The following is an 18,640-nucleotide window of genomic DNA, read 5'->3' as shown; positions in this document are numbered from 1 at the left end:
CCCATTACCGAGCCCAGCCCAATGAGTATCGTGTTTTCCAGCCTGAACCACGCGCAGCGCGTGCCCCTCGCTGCCGAAATCCACTCGCGCCCCTTCCTGAAACTGGATGCGCCGACCCTGCTCTCCCATTTCGCCATCATGGGCGAGGAGGAACAGCAAGAGTTGCTGGCAGGGCTGTGCGGACATTTCGGCGTGGCGGCGCCGGCCGCAGGCGGCAAGTACTTTACCCATGATTTCGGCCGTTTCCGCCTGAAGTGGGAGCTGCACACCGAATTCGCCACCTTCACCTTCGCCGAAACAGTGGCCAGCATGCCGCTGCCGGAAGAGGCCTTCAGCAACATGCCTTCGCGCCATCTGCCGGAGCAGTGGCTGCTGCAGCTGCAGGGCAGGGTGCTGGTGGCTGCGCATGTGCTGCTTGGGCGGCCGGGCGGCATGCAGCACGCCTTCGCGGAGAGCCTGCAACGCCTGTTCCAGGGCGCCCCGCTGGCGGGCAGCCAGGTGATGAACGGCGGCGAGATGTGGACCGACTTCGCCATCCATGCGGATGGCTTCAGCCGCTTCGTGATCTGCGACGCCGGCATGCACGAACAGCAGTCGGGCCGCCTGGTGCAGCGCGTGCTCGAAATCGAAACCTATCGCATGATGGCCCTGCTTGGCCTGCCGGTCGCGCAAAACGCCACGCCGGAGCTGAACCAGGTGGAGGCCGAGCTGGCTACCCTGGCCGGCGCCCTGGTGGAAGCCGACGGCAAGGTCGACGACGGCTCCACCGAACAGGCGCTGCTCGATCGCATCACCCACCTGGCGGCGCGGATCGAAAAGGTCTCGGCCGACACCAGCTACCGCTTCGCCGCGGCCAAGGCTTATTTCGGCCTGGTCAATGCGCGCATCGACGAATTGCGCGAACTGCGCATCGAGGGCACGCCAACGGTGGAGGAGTTCATGGAGCGCCGCCTGGCGCCCGCCATGAAGACTTGCGAGGCCGTCGCCGCGCGCCAGCAGGCGCTGGCCGGCCGTATCGCCAACTGCAACGACCTGCTGCGCACCCGCGTTGGCATCGTGCAGGAAGCGCAGAACCGCAAGATCCTGCAGTCGATGAATACGCGCGCGGCGCAGCAGCTGCGCCTGCAGCAGGCCGTGGAAGGACTGTCCGTGGCGGCGATCTCATACTATGTGGTGGGCCTGATCGGCTATAGCGCCAAGGGCGCCAAGGTGCTGGGTGTCGGCGTCAATCCCGAGCTGCTGATGGGCATCATGGTGCCGGTGGTGGCGGTCGGCATGTGGCTCGGCCTGCGCAGCATGCACAAGCGCCTGCACCACGCATGATGCACCTTGCTCGTCGCTTCGCCTGGCTGGCGGTGGGCGCGGCTTTGGCCGCCTGTGCACCGGCCACGCGACTTGCACCCGCTTCGACGGCATCGCCGGTGGGCGCGCTGCGCTTCATCGGCGAGCAGCGGGTTGCACACCAAGCCATGTTCCAGGACACCATGCTGGGCGGTTTCTCCGGGCTCGATTACGATGCGGCGCGCGGCCGCTGGGTGGTCGAAAGCGATGACCGCTGCACCCACAACCCCGCGCGCTATTACGAAGCGGAGCTCGATTTTGACGCCAGTGCGTTCCGTGCTGTGCGCTTCAGCGGCCTGCATTATTTCCTGAACGCCGACGGCAAGGACTTTACCGCTACTGCCACCGCCTGCACGCGCGCCGACGTGGAATCGATCCGCATCGACCCGCTGGACGGAAGCATGTGGTATTCCAGCGAAGGCGACCGCCGCTATGGCCTCGATCCCTTCATCCGCCATGCCACGCGCGATGGCGCGCTGCTGGCCGAATTGCCCTTGCCGGAAAACTTCCGCGTGCATCAGGGCGAAGAGCGCGGTTCGCGCTACAACGCCACCTTCGAAGGACTGGCTTTCGCGCCGGATGGCCGCAGCCTGTGGGCTTCCATCGAATGGCCGCTGTACGAAGACGGCCCGATCGCGACCCCGCAGCACGGCGCGGTGCTGCGCATGACGCAGTTCCAGCGCGATGGACAGGTGCTGCGCCAGTTCGCTTATCCGCTGGATGCGATTCCCGCCGCACCGGGATCGGGCAAGGAAGCCGAAAACGGCGTCTCCGAGATTCTCGCGCTGCCAGATGGCGAACTGCTGGTGCTGGAGCGCGCCACGGTGCAGGATGCCGCCGGCGCATACATCAACTACGTCCGCCTGTATGCCACCGATGCGCGCGGCGCCAGCGATGTGAAAGCGCTGCCGGGCCTGGCGGGCGCGCAATACACGCCGGCGCGCAAACGCCTGGTGCATGATTTCAGCAAGCAGCCCATGCCGCGAGCCTACAACCTGGAGGCGATGTCCTTTGGCCCGCGCCTGCCGAACGGCCACGCCACCCTGGTGTTCGCCAGCGACGACAACTTTGGCAAGGGCCAGGTTACCCAGTTCCTGCTGTTTGAAGTGCTGCCCTGAGTATTATTCCGCTGGGTGGAATGGTTAATTGCTGCCGGCGGTGATTCCCATCATCGCCGACATGGATCAGACTCTCATCATTACTTGAAAGGAGATCCCATGAAGCTGTACTACCACCCAATTTCCGGCCACGCCCACCGCGCCCACCTATTCCTGTCCCTGCTAGGCCTGGACTTTGAGCTGGTCGAAGTCGACCTGCTGAAGGCCGAGCAGAAAACCGAAGCCTTCCTCAAGCTCAATCCCTTCGGCCAGGTGCCGGTACTGGAAGACGACGGCGTGGTGATCGCCGACTCCAACGCCATCCTGGTCTACCTCGCCACGCGCTATGGCGATGCCAGCTGGCTGCCGCGAGACCCGGCCGGCGCGGCTGCCGTGCAGCGCTGGCTGTCGGTCGCCGCCGGCGAAATTGCCAGCGGGCCCGCCACCGCGCGCATCATCAACCTGTTCAGGAAACCGGTCGATCCGGCCGACGCCATCGCCCGCGCCCACCGCATCCTCGCCCTGGTCGAGGCCAGCCTGGCCGGCAAGGAATGGATCGCGGCCGGCTGGCCGACCATCGCCGACATCGCCCTGTACAGCTATATCGCACGCGCACCGGAGGGCAATGTCGACCTCTCGGGCTACGCCAATGTCGGCGCCTGGCTGGCACGCGTCGAAAGCCTGCCACGCTTCCAGCCCTTCATCAAATCAGCGGTCGGGCTGGCAGCATGAACGGGCCCTGGCATGCCGGCGAAATCGCGCTGCAGGCCACGCTCGGCGCGGTGGAACGCATGGACGAGATCGGCCGCAAGGTGATCCGCGACTACATGCCGGACCAGCACCGCGACTTTTTCGCGCAGTTGCCGTTCGCCGTGTTCGGCAATGTCGATGCGGAAGGTCGGCCGTGGGCCACGCTGCGTGCCGGGGAAGAGGGTTTCATGCATTCGCCGGACCCGCAGCATCTGCAGTTGCTGCTGCCCGCGCAGCTCGACGATCCGGCGCAGGCCGGCCTGCGCGACGGTGCTGCAGTGGGCATGCTCGGCATCGAACTGCATACGCGGCGACGCAACCGCCTGAATGGCCGCCTGCGCGCGCTGGGTGGCGAACAGTTCGAGATCGCGGTCGCCGAATCGTTCGGCAACTGCCCGAAGTACATCCATCAGCGCGATTATCGCTTCGAGCGCGCGCCAGGCGAGCCATCGGGACTGCCGCCGCGCCGCCTGCCGCAGCTCGATGCGCTGGCGCGCGACCTGATCGGCCGCTCGGGAACTTTTTTTGTCGGAACGTATTCCGGCGAAGGCGAGGAAATGCGGGTCGACGTCTCGCATCGCGGCGGTCCGCCCGGGTTTGTCCAGATCAGTAGCACAGGAAGCTTGCTGGTGCCAGACTATGAAGGGAACCGCTTCTTTGCGACTCTCGGTAACATACTGCTGAATGGCCGTGCCGGGCTGGTGTTCCCGGACTTTGAAAGCGGCGGTTTGTTGCAGATGAGCGGAACCGCGCGCGTTGTCGTGGACGGAACGGAAAGGCACTGGGAATTCCAGCCGCAACAGATTGTGTGGCGGGAAGATGCATTGCCGCTCAGATGGGCGCTGCTAGCAAAATAGTTCTGCTACCATCGATTGCATGGATAGGGTTTCCCTCGCTTCGCCGGGAAGGACCAGGCTGGATGCATTCACTGCGGTGTATGAGCACAGCCCCAACTTGGCTTTCATGATGGATGCCGATGGCACTTTGCTTGCCGCAAACGCCCATGCGCGACGGTTGGCGGAGGAACTCGGCGCCGGAGAGAAGGCGTTCGGCCTGTTCCGGAGCTGGGCCGCCGCCGAACTGCGCGACGACGCCATCCCCGAGGCCAAGCTGCGCGGCGTCTGGCGCGGCGAACTGGCCCTGTGCGAGAAAGACGGCGACGGCACGCCGGTCTCGCTGGCGCTGGAATACTACGCAGGCCACGGCGCCCAGCCCGAATGCTTCCGCTGCCTCGTCACGCCGCTGCCCGAGGCCGACTCCTATGGCTCGCGGCTGCGCTTCAAGCGTCTGTTCGACCACCACCCGCACCCGATGTGGGTGTACGACGTCAGCACGCTGCGCTTCCTGGTGGTCAACCGCGCGGCTGTGTCAATCTACGGCTACAGCGAAGAAGAATTCCTCGAGATGACGATCGAGGATATTCGTCCCGATCACGAACTGGCGCGCCTGCACAACGACCTGGAAACCTCGCCGCGGGCGGCGGCGCAGCAATCCGGCGCCTGGACCCACCGCTGCAAGGACGGCCGCCTGATCCAGGTGGAGATTTCCTCGCATCCCTTGCTGATGGCTGGCCACAAGGCGCGCTTCGTCTTCGCCCACGACGTGACGCGGCGCCTGCGCATCGAGAAAGCCCTGCACGAATCGCAGGAGATGACGCAGCTGGTGGTTGACCACATTCCGCACCAGATCTTCTGGAAGGACATGGACTTGCGGTACCGCGGCTGCAACGACGTGTTCCTGCGCGCGGCCGGCCTGTCCTCGCAGGAGGAGGTGGTTGGCAAGAGCGATTTCGACTTCCCCTGGTCGCACAACGCGGAGCGCATCCGCGCCGACGACGCGAAGATCATCCACAGCGGCGTGCCGCAGCTGAATCGCGAAGACCACCTGCTGTTCGCCGACGGCAGCGTGCACTGGTTCCTGATCAACAAGCTGCCGCTGCACGACCAGGCCGGCCGCACCATCGGCCTGCTTGGCACCATCGAGGACGTGTCCGAGCGCAAGCAGGTCGAGCTGATGCTGCAGCTACATAACCGCGCGCTGGAATCGAGCGTCAACGCTATTGCTATCACGGCCATCGACGACGGCAGCGACACCATCAACTATGCCAACCGGGCGCTGGCCGAGCTGACCGGCCACGCAGCCGGCGAACTGGCCGGTCGTAGCCTGGAAGAGCTGCTGGCCAGCGACGACGATGCCGCTGCCCGCACGGCCTTGCACGAAGCCGTGCAAGGACAAAGCGACGTCCAGCTCATGCTGCGCGGACGCCATCGGGACGGCCGCAGCTGGTGGGCCCAGTTGCACGTGGCGCCGGTCGGCGGCAGCGAAGGCCAGCACACGCACCGCGTCTGCGTGCTGACCGACATGACCTCGACCATGGACTACCAGGCGCAGCTCGAGCACCAGGCCAGCCACGACGCGCTGACCGGCCTGCCCAACCGCAACCTGTGCGGCGACCGGCTGGCGCAGGCGATCAGCTATGCGCAGCGCTATGGCCATACGGTGTGGGTGGCTTTCCTCGACCTGGATAACTTCAAGCTGGTCAACGACAACCTGGGCCACGATGCCGGCGATGAATTGCTGCGCACCGTGGCGGCCCGCCTGCGCGGCTGCGTGCGCGACACCGACACGGTGGCGCGCATGGGTGGCGACGAGTTCGTGCTGGTGCTGCTGGACGGGCATGAGGCGACGCCGTCGCAAGCCATGCTGCGCAAGATCCTCGACAGCATTTCGGCACCAATGCAGCTGGCAGGACAGGAGCGTACGGTGACCTGCAGCATGGGGGTCTCGCTCTACCCGGGCGACAGCACCGATCCGCAGCTGCTGATGCGCTATGCCGACATCGCCATGTACCGCGCCAAGGAAAGCGGCCGCAACCAGGTTCAGTTCTATGAGCCGGCCATGCACGCGCGCATCGTGGAACGGGCCGCCATCGAAAACGAATTGCGCGGCGCCCTGGCGCGCGGCGAGATGTTCCTGGTCTACCAGCCGAAGATGAACGTGGCCAGCGGCGAGATCTCCGGGGTCGAGGCGCTGCTGCGCTGGCGCCATCCGACCCTGGGCCTGGTTCCGCCGGGCCGCTTCATCGGGGTGGCGGAAGAGACGGGCCTGATCGTAGCGCTGGGACGCTGGGTGATCCACACCGCCTGCGCTCAGAACAAGGCCTGGCAGGATGCCGGCCTGCGGCCGCTGCGGGTGGCGGTGAATGTCTCGGCGCGCCAGTTCCGCGACAAGAACCTGGCCGACGAGGTGGTGCAAGCCTTGCGCAGTACCGGCCTGCAGGCGCAATACCTCGAGCTGGAACTGACCGAGAGCATGATGATGCAAAACGCGGACGAGGCGGTGGTGACGGTGCAGCGCCTGAAGAAAGTCGGCGTCGGCATATCGATCGACGATTTCGGTACCGGCTATTCCAGCCTGGCTTACCTCAAGCTGTTCCCCATCGATTACCTGAAGATCGACCAGTCCTTCGTGCGCGACATGCTGGGCGACCCCACGGTGGCCGCCATCGTACGCTCGGTCATTTCACTGGGCCACAGCCTGGATTTCCGCATCATTGCCGAAGGGGTGGAGACGGAAGGGCAACTGGCCTACCTGCAACGCTACAACTGCGACGAAGCCCAGGGCTTCCACCTCAGCCAGCCGATCATGCCGGAAGCCTTTGCCGCCTTGCTGAAGCAGGAGCAATCGCGCCAGCCGGCGCTGCGCCCGGCGGAACAGCGCAGGGGCACCTTGTTGCTGCTCGATGATGAACCGAACGTGTTGTCGTCCCTGATGCGCCTCTTGCGCCGCGACGGCTACCAGATCCTGGCAGCGCACAATGCGCAGGAAGCGTTTTCCATGCTGGCCACGCACGAGGTGCAGGTGGTGGTCAGCGACCAGCGTATGCCGGACATGAACGGCACCGAGTTCCTGAGCCGGGTGCGCAAGCTCTATCCGGGCACGGTGCGCATCATCCTGTCCGGCTATGCCGAACTGGAATCGGTGCTGGGCGCCATCAACCGCGGCGAGATCTACCGTTTCTACACCAAGCCATGGGATGACCAGGCGCTGCGCGACAATATCCGGGAGGCGTTCCGCTACCATGCCCTGATGCATGGCGGCGATGGCCATGCCCCGACCGGGACTTAGCTCGCCTGCCAGAGGCGCGAACGTTTCCCGTCTTTCAATAGGCGCCAAACGCTTTGGCGGCGAGGCCCGCGAGCGTGAGGATGACGGCGATGGTGGTTCCGATTCGCCAGCGCGTGCTGGCCCTGGCTTCGGCTCGGCTCTCGGCGAAGCCGCGTTCAATGCTAGATCTTATCTCGGAAAAATTCTTCTCGGACCAGATCCGTTGTTCGGCCAATTGCTGTTCGAAGCCATCTCGCAATGCGTCGATTCTGTCTCGCAATGCGTCGATTCTGTCCCGCATTTCATTGAGGCGGTCATGTTGCTTTTCGAATCCCAGCTCAATTTGATTGCGCAGTGCTACGTGCTCACTTTGCAGCAGTTCCAGAGCCCTCAACAGGTTTGCATTGCTTTCGCGAACGGTTTCCATCCCAGCTTCGAGTTTCGTGATTCTCGCCTCATAGTCAGTCATATAATACCTCCGCACAGATGCCCCAACTCTGTAGCAAACTGCCGCGCAGATGTTTGAGCTTGGACAGGGCTAGCTCAGAAAAGTTCCCAGTCGTGCACGAAGCACCCTCCCACCGCACTTTTTTGCTCCGTTTCGTTTGGAATTCTGGCAAGATTTAAGGCAACAGAATAACAATGGGGTTGCCGATGGCGAAGTTATGGCTGAAACGTCTTGTCCTCGCAATATTGGCGCTGCTGCTGGTGGTCGTACTGGGACTATGGTTCTTCCTGCGCGGCAGCCTGGCCCAGCTCGATGGCCGGCGTTCCGCAACGGGACTAAGCGGCAACGTCACAGTGACCCGCGACGCAAGGGGCGTTCCTTCCATCTCCGGCGGTGACCGGAACGACGTGGCCTATGCCACCGGCTTCGTGCATGCGCAGGACCGCTTCTTCCAGATGGACCTGCTGCGCCGCATGCCGGCCGGCGAGCTGTCCGAACTGTTTGGCGAGAAGGCCCTGGAGACCGACCGTATCAACCGCCTGCACCGATTCCGTGCCCGCGCCGCGCAAGCGATCGAACTCATGCCGGCGGCGGACCGCCAGCTGCTGGAGCGCTATACCGCAGGCGTGAACGATGGCCTGAATGCGCTTGGCAATCGTCCCTTTGAATATGGCCTGGTCGGCGTCGGCCCGCGTGCCTGGGCGCCGGAAGATTCCTTCCTGGTGGCCTGGGCCATGTATATCGACCTGCAAGTGACAGGCATCGGCCGCGAGTTCGCACGCGGCTGGCTGAAAGAGCATGCCAGCGCCGAGCAACTGGCCTTCCTGCTGCCGGCCAGCACGCAGTGGGATGCACCGCTGGACGCCGCCAGCCCGCCGCCACCGGATGCGCCGATCCCGGCCCGCGCGCCGGACTGGTGGGGCAAGGGCGTGGCCAGCGAGCCGGCCACCTTGGCCGCCGCTGCATTCGTCGACGGCGTCGGCAGCAATAACTGGGCGGTGTCGGGCAAGCGCAGCGCCAATGGCGGCGCCATCGTGTCCGACGACATGCACTTGGGGATCAAGCTGGCCAACACCTGGTACCGCCTGTTGCTGCACGTGCCGGGCCAGGACGGCAGCACGCGCCGCATTGTCGGCGTCAGCATTCCGGGCGTGCCGGCCGTAGTGGCGGGCAGCAATGGCAATGTGGCCTGGGGCTTCACCAACAGCTATGGCGATTATGTGGACCTGGTGGAAGTGGGGTCGGCCAAGGACCGTCCCGGCCAGGCGAAGCTGCCCGGCGGTTGGGAAACGCCGACGGAGCATGCCGAGACCATCCTGGTCAAAGGCCAGCCGGCCGTCACCCTCAAGGTGCGCGAGACTTCGCTGGGCCCCGTCATGCAGAGCGGCGGCCGCGAGTATGCCGTGCACTGGGTGGCGCACGACGTGAAGGCTGTCAACCTGGCGATCCGCCATATGGAGGAAGTGGACAGTGTGGCCGAAGCGCTGGCGCTGGCGCCGAAAGTCGGCATGCCGGCGCAGAACCTGGTGGCAGGCGACAGCGACGGCAATATCGGCTGGACCATCGTCGGCCCGCTGCCGCAGCGGCCCGCTACGCCGGTCGACGCCAGCTATCCGCTGTCGGCCAACGGCAGCACGCGCGGCTGGCAAGGCTTGCTGCCGGCGGCGGCGTATCCGTCGGTGCGCAATCCGCCCGGCGGCCAGCTGGTGACGGCGAACAGCCGCCAGTTGCTGGGCGCCGACTCGATCAAGCTGGGCGACGGCGGCTTCGACATGGGCGCCCGCGCCAGGCAGGCGCGCGACGCGCTGGCAGCCCTGGGCGACAAGGCCGACGAGAAGGGCGTCTACGGCGTGATGCTGGACGATCGCGCACTGTTCATTTCCCAATGGCGCGACCGCGCGCTGGCGGTGCTGGATGCGGAAGCGGTGAAGGGCAAGCCGCAGCGCGCCGAGCTGGCGCGCCTGTTGAAGGACAACTGGAATGGGCACGCCAGCGTCGATTCGGTGGCTTACCGCGCCAGCCGAGCCTTCATGTGGTCGCTCTACGAACTGCTGTATGGCGGCGCCAACATCGAGCTGGCCAAATTGAACAAGGATGCCAATATGCGCGCCGCCTCCAGCCGCTGGCCGGTGGTCATCGGACGCTTGCTGGATGAACAGCCCGGCGGCTGGCTGCCGCAAGGTCATGCCGACTGGAAGGCCCTGCAGCTGGCGGCGCTGGACCGCGCCATCGCGCACCTGACCTCCGGCGGCAAGCCGCTGGCTTCGGCCACCTGGGGCGCGCGCAATACGGCCACGATTGCGCACCCGATTGCAGGCGCGGTACCGATGCTGAAGAAGTGGCTCAGCGTGCCGCCCGACCAGCTGCCGGGCGACAGCAATATGCCGCGCGTGGCGGGTCCCGCTTTCGGCCAGTCCGAGCGCATGACAGTCTCGCCAGGCCACGAGGAGCAGGGCCTGTTCAATATGCCGGGCGGCCAGAGCGGCCACCCCTTGTCGCCGTTCTTCCTGGCCGGGCATGCCGACTGGGTGGCCGGCAAGGCCACGCCGCTGCTGCCCGGCCCTGCGGCTCACACGCTGGCGTTTACGAAGTAGCGACGTTCTGCTGCAGGAAGTCCACCGTGCGCCGCCAGGCCAGCTTGGCGGCCGCTTCATCGTAGCGCGGCGTGGTGTCGTTGTTGAAGCCATGCTCGACGCCAGGGTAGACGAAGTGCTCGTAGCGGGCGCCGGCTGCCTTCAGCGCAGCCTCGTAGCCCGGCCAGCCGGCCAGGATGCGCGTATCGTTGCCTGCATCGTGGACCAGCAAGGGCGCCTTGATCTTAGGCACATCGGCGGCCGGCGGCTGGGCGCCGTAGAACGGGACGGCTGCCGCCAGGTCCGGCACCATGGTGGCGAGGTAATTGGCCATGCCGCCGCCGTAGCAGAAGCCCACCACGCCGACCTTGCCATTTGCCGCCGGATGCGACTTCAAGACCTGCACGGCAGCGAGGAAGTCGGCGCGGGTCTTGGCCTGGTCCAGCTTCGCGAACAGTTCGCGCGCCTTGTCTTCGTCGCCGGGATAGCCGCCCAGCGGGAACAGGGCGTCCGGCGCAAAGGCCAGGAAGCCGTCGAGCGCCAGGCGGCGCGTGATGTCCTCGATATGCGGGTTCAGGCCGCGGTTCTCGTGCACGACCAGCACGGCAGGCAGCTTGGCCTTGGAAGCGGCCGGCTGCACCAGGTAGCCGCGCAGCTTGCCGTAGCCCTGCGGCGAAGGATGCTCCACATAGCCGGCCTTGAGGCGCTTGTCGTCGGCCGGCACCAGCGGGGCGGCAAAACTCGGCGACAGGGATGCCAGCAGGCCAGCGCCGGCAGCGGCAATGAACTCACGGCGGCTCAACTGGCCATGAACGTATTTGTCGAACAGCTTCAGTACTTCGGGGTCAAAGTCTTTGGCGGTCAGGCGTGTCATCGTGGCGGTCTCCAGGTAAATTAGCGCTGTCAAGTCTACTCCGACCGGTGCATAATGACATTTCGACTCCGAGCCGGAACCAGCTATTGATGAGGCAAGCAATGATGAACGATTTTGCGGCCGCTTCCAAGGCCACCATGCAGTTCCTTCGGCAGCGCCTGGGCTTCAAATTGTGGATGGTCACTCGTACCGACGGGAAAGATTGGATCGTGCTGTTTGCCGATGACCATGGCTATGGCGTGAAGGCCGGCCAGGTCTACAGTTGGGCCGAAACCTTGTGCTCGCGCATGGTCGAAGGACAGGGTCCGCACATCGCGCCCGACGTGACGAGCGAACCGGCCTATGCGCAAGCACCGATTACCGACAAGATCTCGGTGGGCGCCTACGTCGGCGTCCCGCTGCGGCGCGCCGACGGCACCCTGTTCGGCACCCTATGCGCCATCGATCCAGAGCCGCAACCGGAACGCATCCGCGAAGACAAGGACATGGTCGTGCTGATGGGCGAACTGCTGGGCGGCTTGCTGGAAGCCGAACTGGCCAACGCTGAAAACGTGCGCAAGGCTGAACGCATGGATGTCGACATCACGCGCGACGAACTGACCGGCCTGTACAACCGCCGCGGTTGGGACATGCTGATGGTGCGCGAAGAAGAGCGCTGCCGCCGCTATGGCCACCCGGCCTGCGTGGTCTCGATCGACCTGGACGACCTTAAGTTCTATAACGATACGCAGGGCTACGCTTCCGGCGATGCGCTGTTGATTCGTTGCAGTAAGGCATTAAAAGAAGTGACGCGCGGTTCCGACGTGGTGGCACGGATGGGTGGCGATGAGTTCGCGATGCTGATGGTTGAATGCGATTACTTCGATGCCCAGGCCATGTTGCTACGGGTGCAGGAAACGCTCGCCGGCTACGACGTGCGCGCGTCAATCGGCATGGCGATGCGCAAACCCGGCATCGACCTGGAGGAGGCTCTCGCAATAGCCGATGCTGAGATGTACCGTGCAAAGCGGTCACGCAAAGTGCTGAATTAATCGCCCCCGTAACAAACGGCAGTCCGACTGCGGGCGCCGAGCGAAGACGCGAGTCCGCGTATGACCTGCTGTCCCTCCTGCTGGCGAGGGACAATTCCCCATTGAATTGACGGTTGCCGGCATTTTGCATTCGGCAAGATGATAAACTGGCCCTGGGGCAAAACAATCATGGCCAGGAAAGGCATGTCGCGATTTCGTAGGTCTTTATTCCGCCTGCGAACGGCCAATCGCCGCCGTTGGAATTGAATAACATATAACTTATTGAAGTGGGGGAAAGCACAATGAGCCTATTTGGCAAGTTGTTTGGTGGAAAGGAGAAAGACCAAGGTACGAGCATTAAAGGTAGGGAAGCCGCACCATCGGTGGAAGAGGCACTTTGGCAGCAGGTCTATGACGCGCGCTCCCGGTTGTTCGAACAGCATTTTGGTTCATTGCCCAACGACATCCTCAAGTTGATGGATCTTTCCGGCGTATGGCCAGGCGGCGGGCTCTACGTCATCCCGTCCAAGATCGCGGGGGAGCCTGGATTCATCTACACAACCTTCGGGCTTTCCAATCCCGATATGCCCACCACATTGGAGATGGTCGATGCGCAGCCCACGTCCAGCGCCAGTAACGGCGTGCGAGCCGTTGGGTTTGCCGGTACGTTGCGCCAGAAAGCAAATGTAAGGCCACGCACTGATCGACCAGGGTATGGATATGAGCTGATCGTGCTTGCCAAGGAGAATGCTGATTGGCCACTTTGGCTATTGCAATGGGCTACCAAAGCGGAGGTGCTCAAAGATGCAGACCTTCTCAGCGTCGTGGAACGGCACCAAGGCGTCACGGTTGAACAGATTGGCATCGGTGAAGATAAATTCGTCAACCTGCTCATCAGCAAGGCGCATGAGCCGCTCCCTGATCACCTTGCCCTCCCCAACGGGAAGATGGAACTGCTTGTCGCGACGGTGATCACCGAAGACGAAATGCATTGGTCCATGACTAATGGGCGCAATAACTTACTAGGCGAACTGAAGAAATCTGGCGTGGGCCAGATTAGCATCCTGGACCGGCCGAGTGTTATTTGTATCGAGGAACCCGACTTCGCACAGGTGGCGAGCCTCGAACAAGCAAAAGCACTGGAGGCAAAGGGACAATTGACAAAGCTCTTGATGTTCCCCGCAGAGTTTGGAGGGGAAGATGTGGCGATGAATGTTCTTTACGTCCCACTTAGGACGGTCAGACAACGGACTGCCCATATACAAACGCTCCGGGCATGGGTTAAGGAAGGCGCAATAAATAGCCTGGACGTCCGCCCTGAATATAAGGATACAAGTTTTGTACCTTCGCGCATCCATATGAATGCATCGCATTCGGAAAGCGGTGAGCAGCGGACGCTGACGCTAGACGTGTGGTGAAAAGAATTCAGGCGAACGAAATTGCCGAATGTTATCGGACTTTGCTAGTTCCAGTTTCACATTCATCAGGTTTGTTCCGTGAAACCCCGTCCTTCAGGACGGGGAGTGCAAGGAGCCGACTGCGAAGCAGTCGTTCTCCTTGAGATTGATACTGTCGGAATGCAGGCCAAGTTCACCGGGAAGGCGATTCGATTCGCTTTGCGGGTCATACCTTCCTTCCGTGTGTTCAACTCGCGGCCTCTGCCTGAGGGCAAGATCAAAGATGGCGCCTGCTTTTCGCAAGACAGCCGAGGCAACTGGTTCCTTAATATCGTCATCGAGGTTGCCAAATCGCCGGTGCGACCGCTTGATCTTGGAATTGGCATTGATCTGGGTTTGAAAGGCTTGGCCGTGCTGTCTGACACGAACAGGATTCTTGCGCCTGGGTTCCACAGCAAGGCCGAAGCGGCGCTCGCGGTGGCGCAGCGTGCGCATAAACGGCGCAGGATCAAGGCCGTCCATGCCTATACGGCGCGCCGCCGGCTCGATTTTCTGCATAACGAATCGTTGAAGATCGCGCGTGCCTTCGACTGGATCGCTGTCGGCAATGTCAATGCCGCCGGACTCGCCCAGACCAGCCTGGCGAAGTCCGTGCTTGATGCAGGCTGGTCGTCCTTCCTGAGAATGCTGGCGTACAAGGCCGTTAGGCATGGCGCGCGGTATGTGGAAGTCAACGAACGATTTACCACCCAGACCTGCTCGGATTGTGGCGCACTGCCCGATTCGCGGCCGAGAGGTATTGCAGGCCTTGGAATAAGAGAGTGGATTTGCAGTGATTGCGGCGCGGCACATGACCGTGATCTCAATGCTGCGAAAAACATTCTCCGTCGCGGGCGCGCGACGCTGGTTGCAGGAATCCCCGTCCTTTAGGGCAGGGAGGGCGTCAAAGAAGAAGTAGTTCGCATCGAGGCGTGGTCGCAAACCGCCGAACGGTCTCTAGTTGCTGATTGTAGTGGAGCGCGATAGTTCAAGTTTCCCGAAAGGTAGATGACTTGGCGGACAGCTTCACGCTAAGAGGCGTCTCTGTTGTTGTAGCCGAGGACTTTGCCAATCCAAATAGCGGCTGCAGAAGAGGTACGCGGCGTACCATTTCGAAGACGCCAAAACTGATGGCGAAGGTCAGCACCACGATCAGTGCACCTTCGGTCACCGGCGCCAGGCCGGCCGCGCGCAGGCCCATGGCCAGGCAGACGATCAGGGTCTGGTGCAGGATGTAGACCGGGAAGACGGCCTGCGTCAGGTAGCGGCGCTTGGCGCTGTCGAAGTTCAAGTGGCGGTGGCCGAAGCCGCAGACTGCGACGATCCCGCTCCATTGGCAGAAAGCGTACACGGTGCGCGCCAGTGGCAGCCAGTCCTTGTACGTGTCTCCCGTCGCGTAGAAGAAAATGAGAGAAGCCCAGCTGGCGAGGAAAAAGCCCAGCGCGGCGAAGCGGGCGTTTTCCAGGCGCTGCCAGAATTCAGCCTGGCGTGCCATGGCCGCACCGAGCAGGAAGAAGGGCAGGCTCATGGCGTGGTTATGCCAGTCGGAGGTCAGGTTGTGGGTATGCGGCCAGTGCGGCAAGAGCAGGATGCGGCCTGCAGCGAGGAAAGCAACTGGCAGCACAAACAGTTTCCAGCCTTGCAGGTGGCGCAGCAGCCAGTTGCCCATCACTTGCACGCGGCGGCTGCCGATGGCGGCCAGCAGCAGGGTGTAGATCCACAGGTAGGGCAGGAACCAGAGGTGGTTCCAGGTCGGCAGGTCGAGGCAGCCGTTGTGGTCGCAGAAGCCGTGGTAGGCGCGGACGTAGAGTTGCATGAAGTCGACATAGCTGCCCTGGTAGGCGACGTCAGACACCACTTCAAAGTAGGATTGTGGCGGGACGATGAAGGACATGCCGAAGATAAGCGGAATCAGCAGGCGCTTGCTGCGTTCCTTGGCCAATCCTTTTCCGCCGAGCTTGTCAAGCAGGAAGGCGGCTGCGGCCCCGCCGATCAGGAACAGCAGGCACATGCGCCAGGGCGAAGACAGCAGCATCAGCGGCTCGATGGCGTCGCTGGGGTGGGGCGTTTTGACGTGCCAGTCCCAGGTCACGTAATACATGCCGGTGTGGTACAGCACGAGCAGGAAGAATGCGCCGATGCGCAGCCAGTCGAGGAAATACAGGCGTTGGTTTTGCATGATGGTTTGGCAAGCTGGGTTGGACATGGCTCCAGCTTAGGGAAGGCGGTCTTGCCAGGCCAGCAATAGGTGGCGAACGGCATTTAGTTGGGGCGAACGCATTTATTGATCCAAATTTCAACCAGTTGGCTGGCGCCGTGCAATATGACTGTATTGAGTGCCCCGATTGGAGTTGTGATGAGTGCGTTGGCGTCCCCCAGGAATTTCCTCGAGTTCGAGCCGCTGCTGTGGCGCGTGCTGAGCAAACTGGTGCGCGATGGATATCACATCCAGCCGCACGACGCCCGCGACCTGATCCACGACTTCTTCCTTGAATGGGAACCGCTCAATAGCCGCTTTGACGCGGCCAAGGGCGAATTCGCCCCCTACCTCGCCACCGCCTTTTACCGCTTTGGCCGCCGTCGGCAATTGAAGCTGCACCGGCTGCGCTCGCGCGCCGTCGATATCGAGGAATGCCTCGACCTGGCGGCAGCCGACCCTTTGCCGCTCGAAGCGGCCGAATTGAAGCAGCAAACTGCGCAGCTCAAGGAGGCCATTTCGCATTTGCCCGAGGCGGAGCAGGCTTTGCTGGCCGATTTCCTGTCGGACTATGCGCCTGGCGAGCGCGAACTCGCGGAGAAACACCGTCTCACGCGCTATCGCATGCGCGAACAGCTGGCGGCTACGGTCAGCCGGGTCGCGTTGCAATTGATGGAGGCAAGGCCGCAAGAGGCCGACGCCGATATCGCTTACCGGGTTTGGGTGATGGACCAGTCGCCACGCTTTGTGGCCGCCGAACTCGGAATGTCAACTGAACAGGTGAACCAGGCCAAGGCGCGCTTTGCGCAAGCCCTGCTCAACTCGATTCGAGGCATAGAGCGGCCGGTTCGACAGGGGAGAAATATCATGCCGGAACTCGACATACTTAGGAAAGCGCTCAGCGCATTTGATGACAGCGACGCCCTCGAACATTTGCGCGCGCATGCGCAGGATATTCGCCTGGCGCTAGAGCAGGAAGACCTGCTGCTTGACAATGCCGAATGTGCCGCACTGGCTGCCCATCCCGAATGGCTTGCAAGCGTCTACACTGCGCTGAGTAGCAATGACTTGGCGGGCATCGAATCGGAGGAGCTCCAGCCTTCCATGACCGCCATGCTCGATGGCGAACAGCAAGTGATCGCCGATGCCTGGGCAGCGCTGCTCGAGAAGCTGGATGAAGTGCGTCCGCCTTCCGGGCCGGGGCAATGGGAACTCGCGTTGATGGCCGCAGAGAAACCGGAACCCGATCTGGTACAGCATTTGCGCCAGTATCACGCTTCCTGCCGGCGTGGCGACCCCGCTAGCGAACGTTTGCTGAAATACGGCCTGTCGCCCGGCATGGTGTTTGAAGCCTTGCGCGAAATGGAACTGCTGTTCAATCGCTCGCTTCGTCGCGCCGGCGAAGGAGCGATAGCTCGCAAAGACTCTGACGCTGATCTCGTCGTCAAGCAAAAAGGCAAGAGCGTAGCAATCAAGCCCAAGCTGTTATGCGGGACCATCGCGGGTACGCTTGATCTTGAGCTGGAGCTCGCGCCCGCGCTGGCGCGAAGTCTTGTCTGCATGATGCAAGCGTCGCCGCTCCTGGTCAGCGGCTACTATTATCTGGGTGCGAACACTTTCTTCAAGTTGCCGGAAACGACGCGCCCAACAGGATTCCTCACGCGGGACGCACTAGTGAAGCGTTGGTGCGCCAATCAACGCGACATCGCACATGGCTCGCCGCTATTGCAAGGCGAACTCGCGCGGTGAGCGCGTGGCAGTGAACCCCCTTGCTGAACGCTCGTAAGTTGTCGTCGTCCACTCGAGCCTGCCATCCTTGTCGAAGATGCGATGGAGCATTAATGCATTCGGCCCGGGGCTGATGGCGTTTGGCTTGCGCAGCCTGAGCCGCCACTTGCGGGGAACGACATCAAATTGCGTCGTTGAGCCCGCGCCGCATTCCCAGCACTCCCTGGCGCCGGCATAATGGCGCCGTACGGAGGCCTTATGCGTGTGGCCACATAAGATGACTGCAATCTGATGCTGCTGCAGAAAGCGATCCAGCGCCTGCATCGTAGTGCTGGACATGGCCAGGCTGAAGCCAGTGCATGTCCTGGCATGATGTATGACCAGTGCGCGGATTTCTCGTTCTTTGCGGGCTGCGAGCATCGTATCCAGTAGTTTCAATTGCGAGCAGAAACTTCCCCTCGCCCAGGTGCGCTGTATCGAATTGGGGCGCACGTCCGCATCCGAATCAAGTTCGATCAGGGTTAACTCATGCCCGTGCTTCCCCAGCGGGAAGCTGCGTGTTGCCGGCAACGAGCGGATGAAGTAGTGGTAAAAATTGGTGGGGGTCGCGCCAATGGGCACCGGCAGTCCTGCCCAGTGATCGTGGTTTCCGGGGATGGCGATGATTTTTCCGGCGGCGTTCAGGCCTACGTAATCACCATTGGGTGGGATAAGGTCGATTTCGCTTTCAAAGAAACGACGCGCCAGTGCGAGTTCATCTGCATCTCCGTTTCGGCTAAGGTCACCAGTGACCAGGATCTGGAACTGCTCGTCCCTGTTGCGCAGGTCTGCGACGAATTCGGCAAGCGCACGCAAGCCAACGGCGTGATGTCCCAATAGACCATCGAAGAGGGGAAAATTGTCCAGTCCAACTTGTACGGTGGGGCTGATCGTTGCATCGCCTGTGCTTGGATCAAGGCTTCCGATGTGCAAATCGGAGATGTGCAGCAAGGTTGTCAGCAGTGTTGTTGTCATGATGGTCTCCCTGGTTAGTCCGCTTTGGACAGGCGGGGCTACCAAAAGTTCAGGGGATTTTTAAG

The 18,640-nt window shown here is 62.6% G+C and carries 14 protein-coding genes; 10 read left to right on the top strand and 4 right to left on the bottom strand.

Going from position 1 to position 18,640, the window contains the following annotated elements:
* Window positions 1-21 precede the first annotated feature (21 nt).
* The 5 genes from ACN9MY_RS19725 to ACN9MY_RS19705 all read left to right on the top strand — a co-directional run bounded on the left by ACN9MY_RS19725 (window position 22) and on the right by ACN9MY_RS19705 (window position 7,316).
* Window positions 22-1,323: a DUF3422 family protein gene (locus ACN9MY_RS19725; RefSeq protein ID WP_426162211.1), complete on the top strand. Its 1,302-nt coding sequence runs from the start codon at window positions 22-24 to the stop codon at window positions 1,321-1,323.
* The gene (locus ACN9MY_RS19720; RefSeq protein ID WP_426162210.1) at window positions 1,320-2,459 is read left to right on the top strand and encodes an esterase-like activity of phytase family protein; all 1,140 of its coding nucleotides are present in this window, start codon (window positions 1,320-1,322) and stop codon (window positions 2,457-2,459) included. The genes ACN9MY_RS19725 and ACN9MY_RS19720 overlap by 4 nt, the downstream gene beginning before the upstream one ends.
* Window positions 2,460-2,558: 99 nt before the next feature.
* Window positions 2,559-3,170: a glutathione S-transferase family protein gene (locus tag ACN9MY_RS19715; protein ID WP_426318380.1), complete on the top strand. Its 612-nt coding sequence runs from the start codon at window positions 2,559-2,561 to the stop codon at window positions 3,168-3,170.
* Complete coding sequence (locus ACN9MY_RS19710; RefSeq protein WP_426336017.1) at window positions 3,167-4,045, top strand: pyridoxamine 5'-phosphate oxidase family protein; 879 nt, start codon at window positions 3,167-3,169, stop codon at window positions 4,043-4,045. The genes ACN9MY_RS19715 and ACN9MY_RS19710 overlap by 4 nt, the downstream gene beginning before the upstream one ends.
* Window positions 4,046-4,064: 19 nt before the next feature.
* Window positions 4,065-7,316 carry an EAL domain-containing protein gene (locus ACN9MY_RS19705; RefSeq protein ID WP_426336016.1) on the top strand — a complete coding sequence of 1,084 codons (3,252 nt, stop codon included), beginning with the start codon at window positions 4,065-4,067 and terminating at the stop codon, window positions 7,314-7,316.
* Window positions 7,317-7,350: 34 nt separating this feature from the next.
* Here ACN9MY_RS19705 and ACN9MY_RS19700 read toward each other — a convergent pair whose 3' ends face one another.
* Window positions 7,351-7,764: a hypothetical protein gene (locus ACN9MY_RS19700; protein ID WP_426162206.1), complete on the bottom strand. Its 414-nt coding sequence runs from the start codon at window positions 7,762-7,764 to the stop codon at window positions 7,351-7,353.
* A gap of 185 nt (window positions 7,765-7,949) precedes the next feature.
* Here ACN9MY_RS19700 and ACN9MY_RS19695 point away from each other — a divergent pair, with 185 nt between their 5' ends.
* Window positions 7,950-10,337 (top strand): penicillin acylase family protein, encoded by a 2,388-nt coding sequence (locus tag ACN9MY_RS19695; protein ID WP_426336015.1) that lies wholly within the window; start codon window positions 7,950-7,952, stop codon window positions 10,335-10,337.
* Here the strand turns inward: ACN9MY_RS19695 and ACN9MY_RS19690 are convergent.
* On the bottom strand, window positions 10,327-11,190 hold the full coding sequence (locus tag ACN9MY_RS19690) for a dienelactone hydrolase family protein (RefSeq protein ID WP_426337646.1): 864 nt from the start codon (window positions 11,188-11,190) through the stop codon (window positions 10,327-10,329). The genes ACN9MY_RS19695 and ACN9MY_RS19690 overlap by 11 nt on opposite strands.
* A gap of 101 nt (window positions 11,191-11,291) precedes the next feature.
* Between ACN9MY_RS19690 and ACN9MY_RS19685 the strand changes: the two genes are divergently transcribed.
* From ACN9MY_RS19685 to ACN9MY_RS19675, 3 genes are all read left to right on the top strand, one after another.
* Window positions 11,292-12,221: a sensor domain-containing diguanylate cyclase gene (locus ACN9MY_RS19685; protein WP_426336014.1), complete on the top strand. Its 930-nt coding sequence runs from the start codon at window positions 11,292-11,294 to the stop codon at window positions 12,219-12,221.
* A 281-nt stretch (window positions 12,222-12,502) separates the two neighbouring features.
* Window positions 12,503-13,618 (top strand): suppressor of fused domain protein, encoded by a 1,116-nt coding sequence (locus ACN9MY_RS19680; protein ID WP_426336013.1) that lies wholly within the window; start codon window positions 12,503-12,505, stop codon window positions 13,616-13,618.
* Window positions 13,619-13,777: 159 nt separating this feature from the next.
* Entirely contained in the window at window positions 13,778-14,527 is a 750-nt protein-coding gene (locus ACN9MY_RS19675) for an RNA-guided endonuclease InsQ/TnpB family protein (protein ID WP_426336012.1), read from the top strand.
* A 97-nt stretch (window positions 14,528-14,624) separates the two neighbouring features.
* On the opposite strand, the gene ACN9MY_RS19670 is transcribed toward ACN9MY_RS19675, so the two are convergent.
* Window positions 14,625-15,815, bottom strand: coding sequence for an acyltransferase family protein (locus ACN9MY_RS19670; protein WP_426336011.1), 1,191 nt, complete (start codon window positions 15,813-15,815; stop codon window positions 14,625-14,627).
* A gap of 177 nt (window positions 15,816-15,992) precedes the next feature.
* On the opposite strand from ACN9MY_RS19670, the gene ACN9MY_RS19665 reads away from it, so the two are divergent.
* Window positions 15,993-17,582 carry a sigma-70 family RNA polymerase sigma factor gene (locus tag ACN9MY_RS19665; RefSeq protein ID WP_426336010.1) on the top strand — a complete coding sequence of 530 codons (1,590 nt, stop codon included), beginning with the start codon at window positions 15,993-15,995 and terminating at the stop codon, window positions 17,580-17,582.
* Here ACN9MY_RS19665 and ACN9MY_RS19660 read toward each other — a convergent pair.
* Window positions 17,556-18,575, bottom strand: coding sequence for a metallophosphoesterase family protein (locus ACN9MY_RS19660; protein ID WP_426162197.1), 1,020 nt, complete (start codon window positions 18,573-18,575; stop codon window positions 17,556-17,558). The genes ACN9MY_RS19665 and ACN9MY_RS19660 overlap by 27 nt on opposite strands.
* Window positions 18,576-18,640: the final 65 nt, after the last annotated feature.

The sequence above is a fragment of the Pseudoduganella sp. R-31 genome (genome assembly GCF_049913235.1).
Lineage (GTDB): Bacteria > Pseudomonadota > Gammaproteobacteria > Burkholderiales > Burkholderiaceae_D > Rugamonas.
This window is presented reverse-complemented; position numbering and strand designations above follow the sequence as displayed.

What these genes read in the sequence shown, in the direction of transcription:
- ACN9MY_RS19685 (WP_426336014.1), top strand. Translation starts at nt 11,292, where the DNA reads ATGATGAACGATTTTGCGGCCGCTTCCAAGGCCACCATGCAGTTCCTT.
- ACN9MY_RS19690 (WP_426337646.1), bottom strand. Translation starts at nt 11,190, where the DNA reads ATGACACGCCTGACCGCCAAAGACTTTGACCCCGAAGTACTGAAGCTG.
- ACN9MY_RS19700 (WP_426162206.1), bottom strand. Translation starts at nt 7,764, where the DNA reads ATGACTGACTATGAGGCGAGAATCACGAAACTCGAAGCTGGGATGGAA.
- ACN9MY_RS19710 (WP_426336017.1), top strand. Translation starts at nt 3,167, where the DNA reads ATGAACGGGCCCTGGCATGCCGGCGAAATCGCGCTGCAGGCCACGCTC.
- ACN9MY_RS19725 (WP_426162211.1), top strand. Translation starts at nt 22, where the DNA reads ATGAGTATCGTGTTTTCCAGCCTGAACCACGCGCAGCGCGTGCCCCTC.
- ACN9MY_RS19670 (WP_426336011.1), bottom strand. Translation starts at nt 15,815, where the DNA reads ATGCAAAACCAACGCCTGTATTTCCTCGACTGGCTGCGCATCGGCGCA.
- ACN9MY_RS19705 (WP_426336016.1), top strand. Translation starts at nt 4,065, where the DNA reads ATGGATAGGGTTTCCCTCGCTTCGCCGGGAAGGACCAGGCTGGATGCA.
- ACN9MY_RS19720 (WP_426162210.1), top strand. Translation starts at nt 1,320, where the DNA reads ATGATGCACCTTGCTCGTCGCTTCGCCTGGCTGGCGGTGGGCGCGGCT.
- ACN9MY_RS19675 (WP_426336012.1), top strand. Translation starts at nt 13,778, where the DNA reads ATGCAGGCCAAGTTCACCGGGAAGGCGATTCGATTCGCTTTGCGGGTC.
- ACN9MY_RS19665 (WP_426336010.1), top strand. Translation starts at nt 15,993, where the DNA reads ATGAGTGCGTTGGCGTCCCCCAGGAATTTCCTCGAGTTCGAGCCGCTG.
- ACN9MY_RS19660 (WP_426162197.1), bottom strand. Translation starts at nt 18,575, where the DNA reads ATGACAACAACACTGCTGACAACCTTGCTGCACATCTCCGATTTGCAC.
- ACN9MY_RS19715 (WP_426318380.1), top strand. Translation starts at nt 2,559, where the DNA reads ATGAAGCTGTACTACCACCCAATTTCCGGCCACGCCCACCGCGCCCAC.
- ACN9MY_RS19680 (WP_426336013.1), top strand. Translation starts at nt 12,503, where the DNA reads ATGAGCCTATTTGGCAAGTTGTTTGGTGGAAAGGAGAAAGACCAAGGT.
- ACN9MY_RS19695 (WP_426336015.1), top strand. Translation starts at nt 7,950, where the DNA reads ATGGCGAAGTTATGGCTGAAACGTCTTGTCCTCGCAATATTGGCGCTG.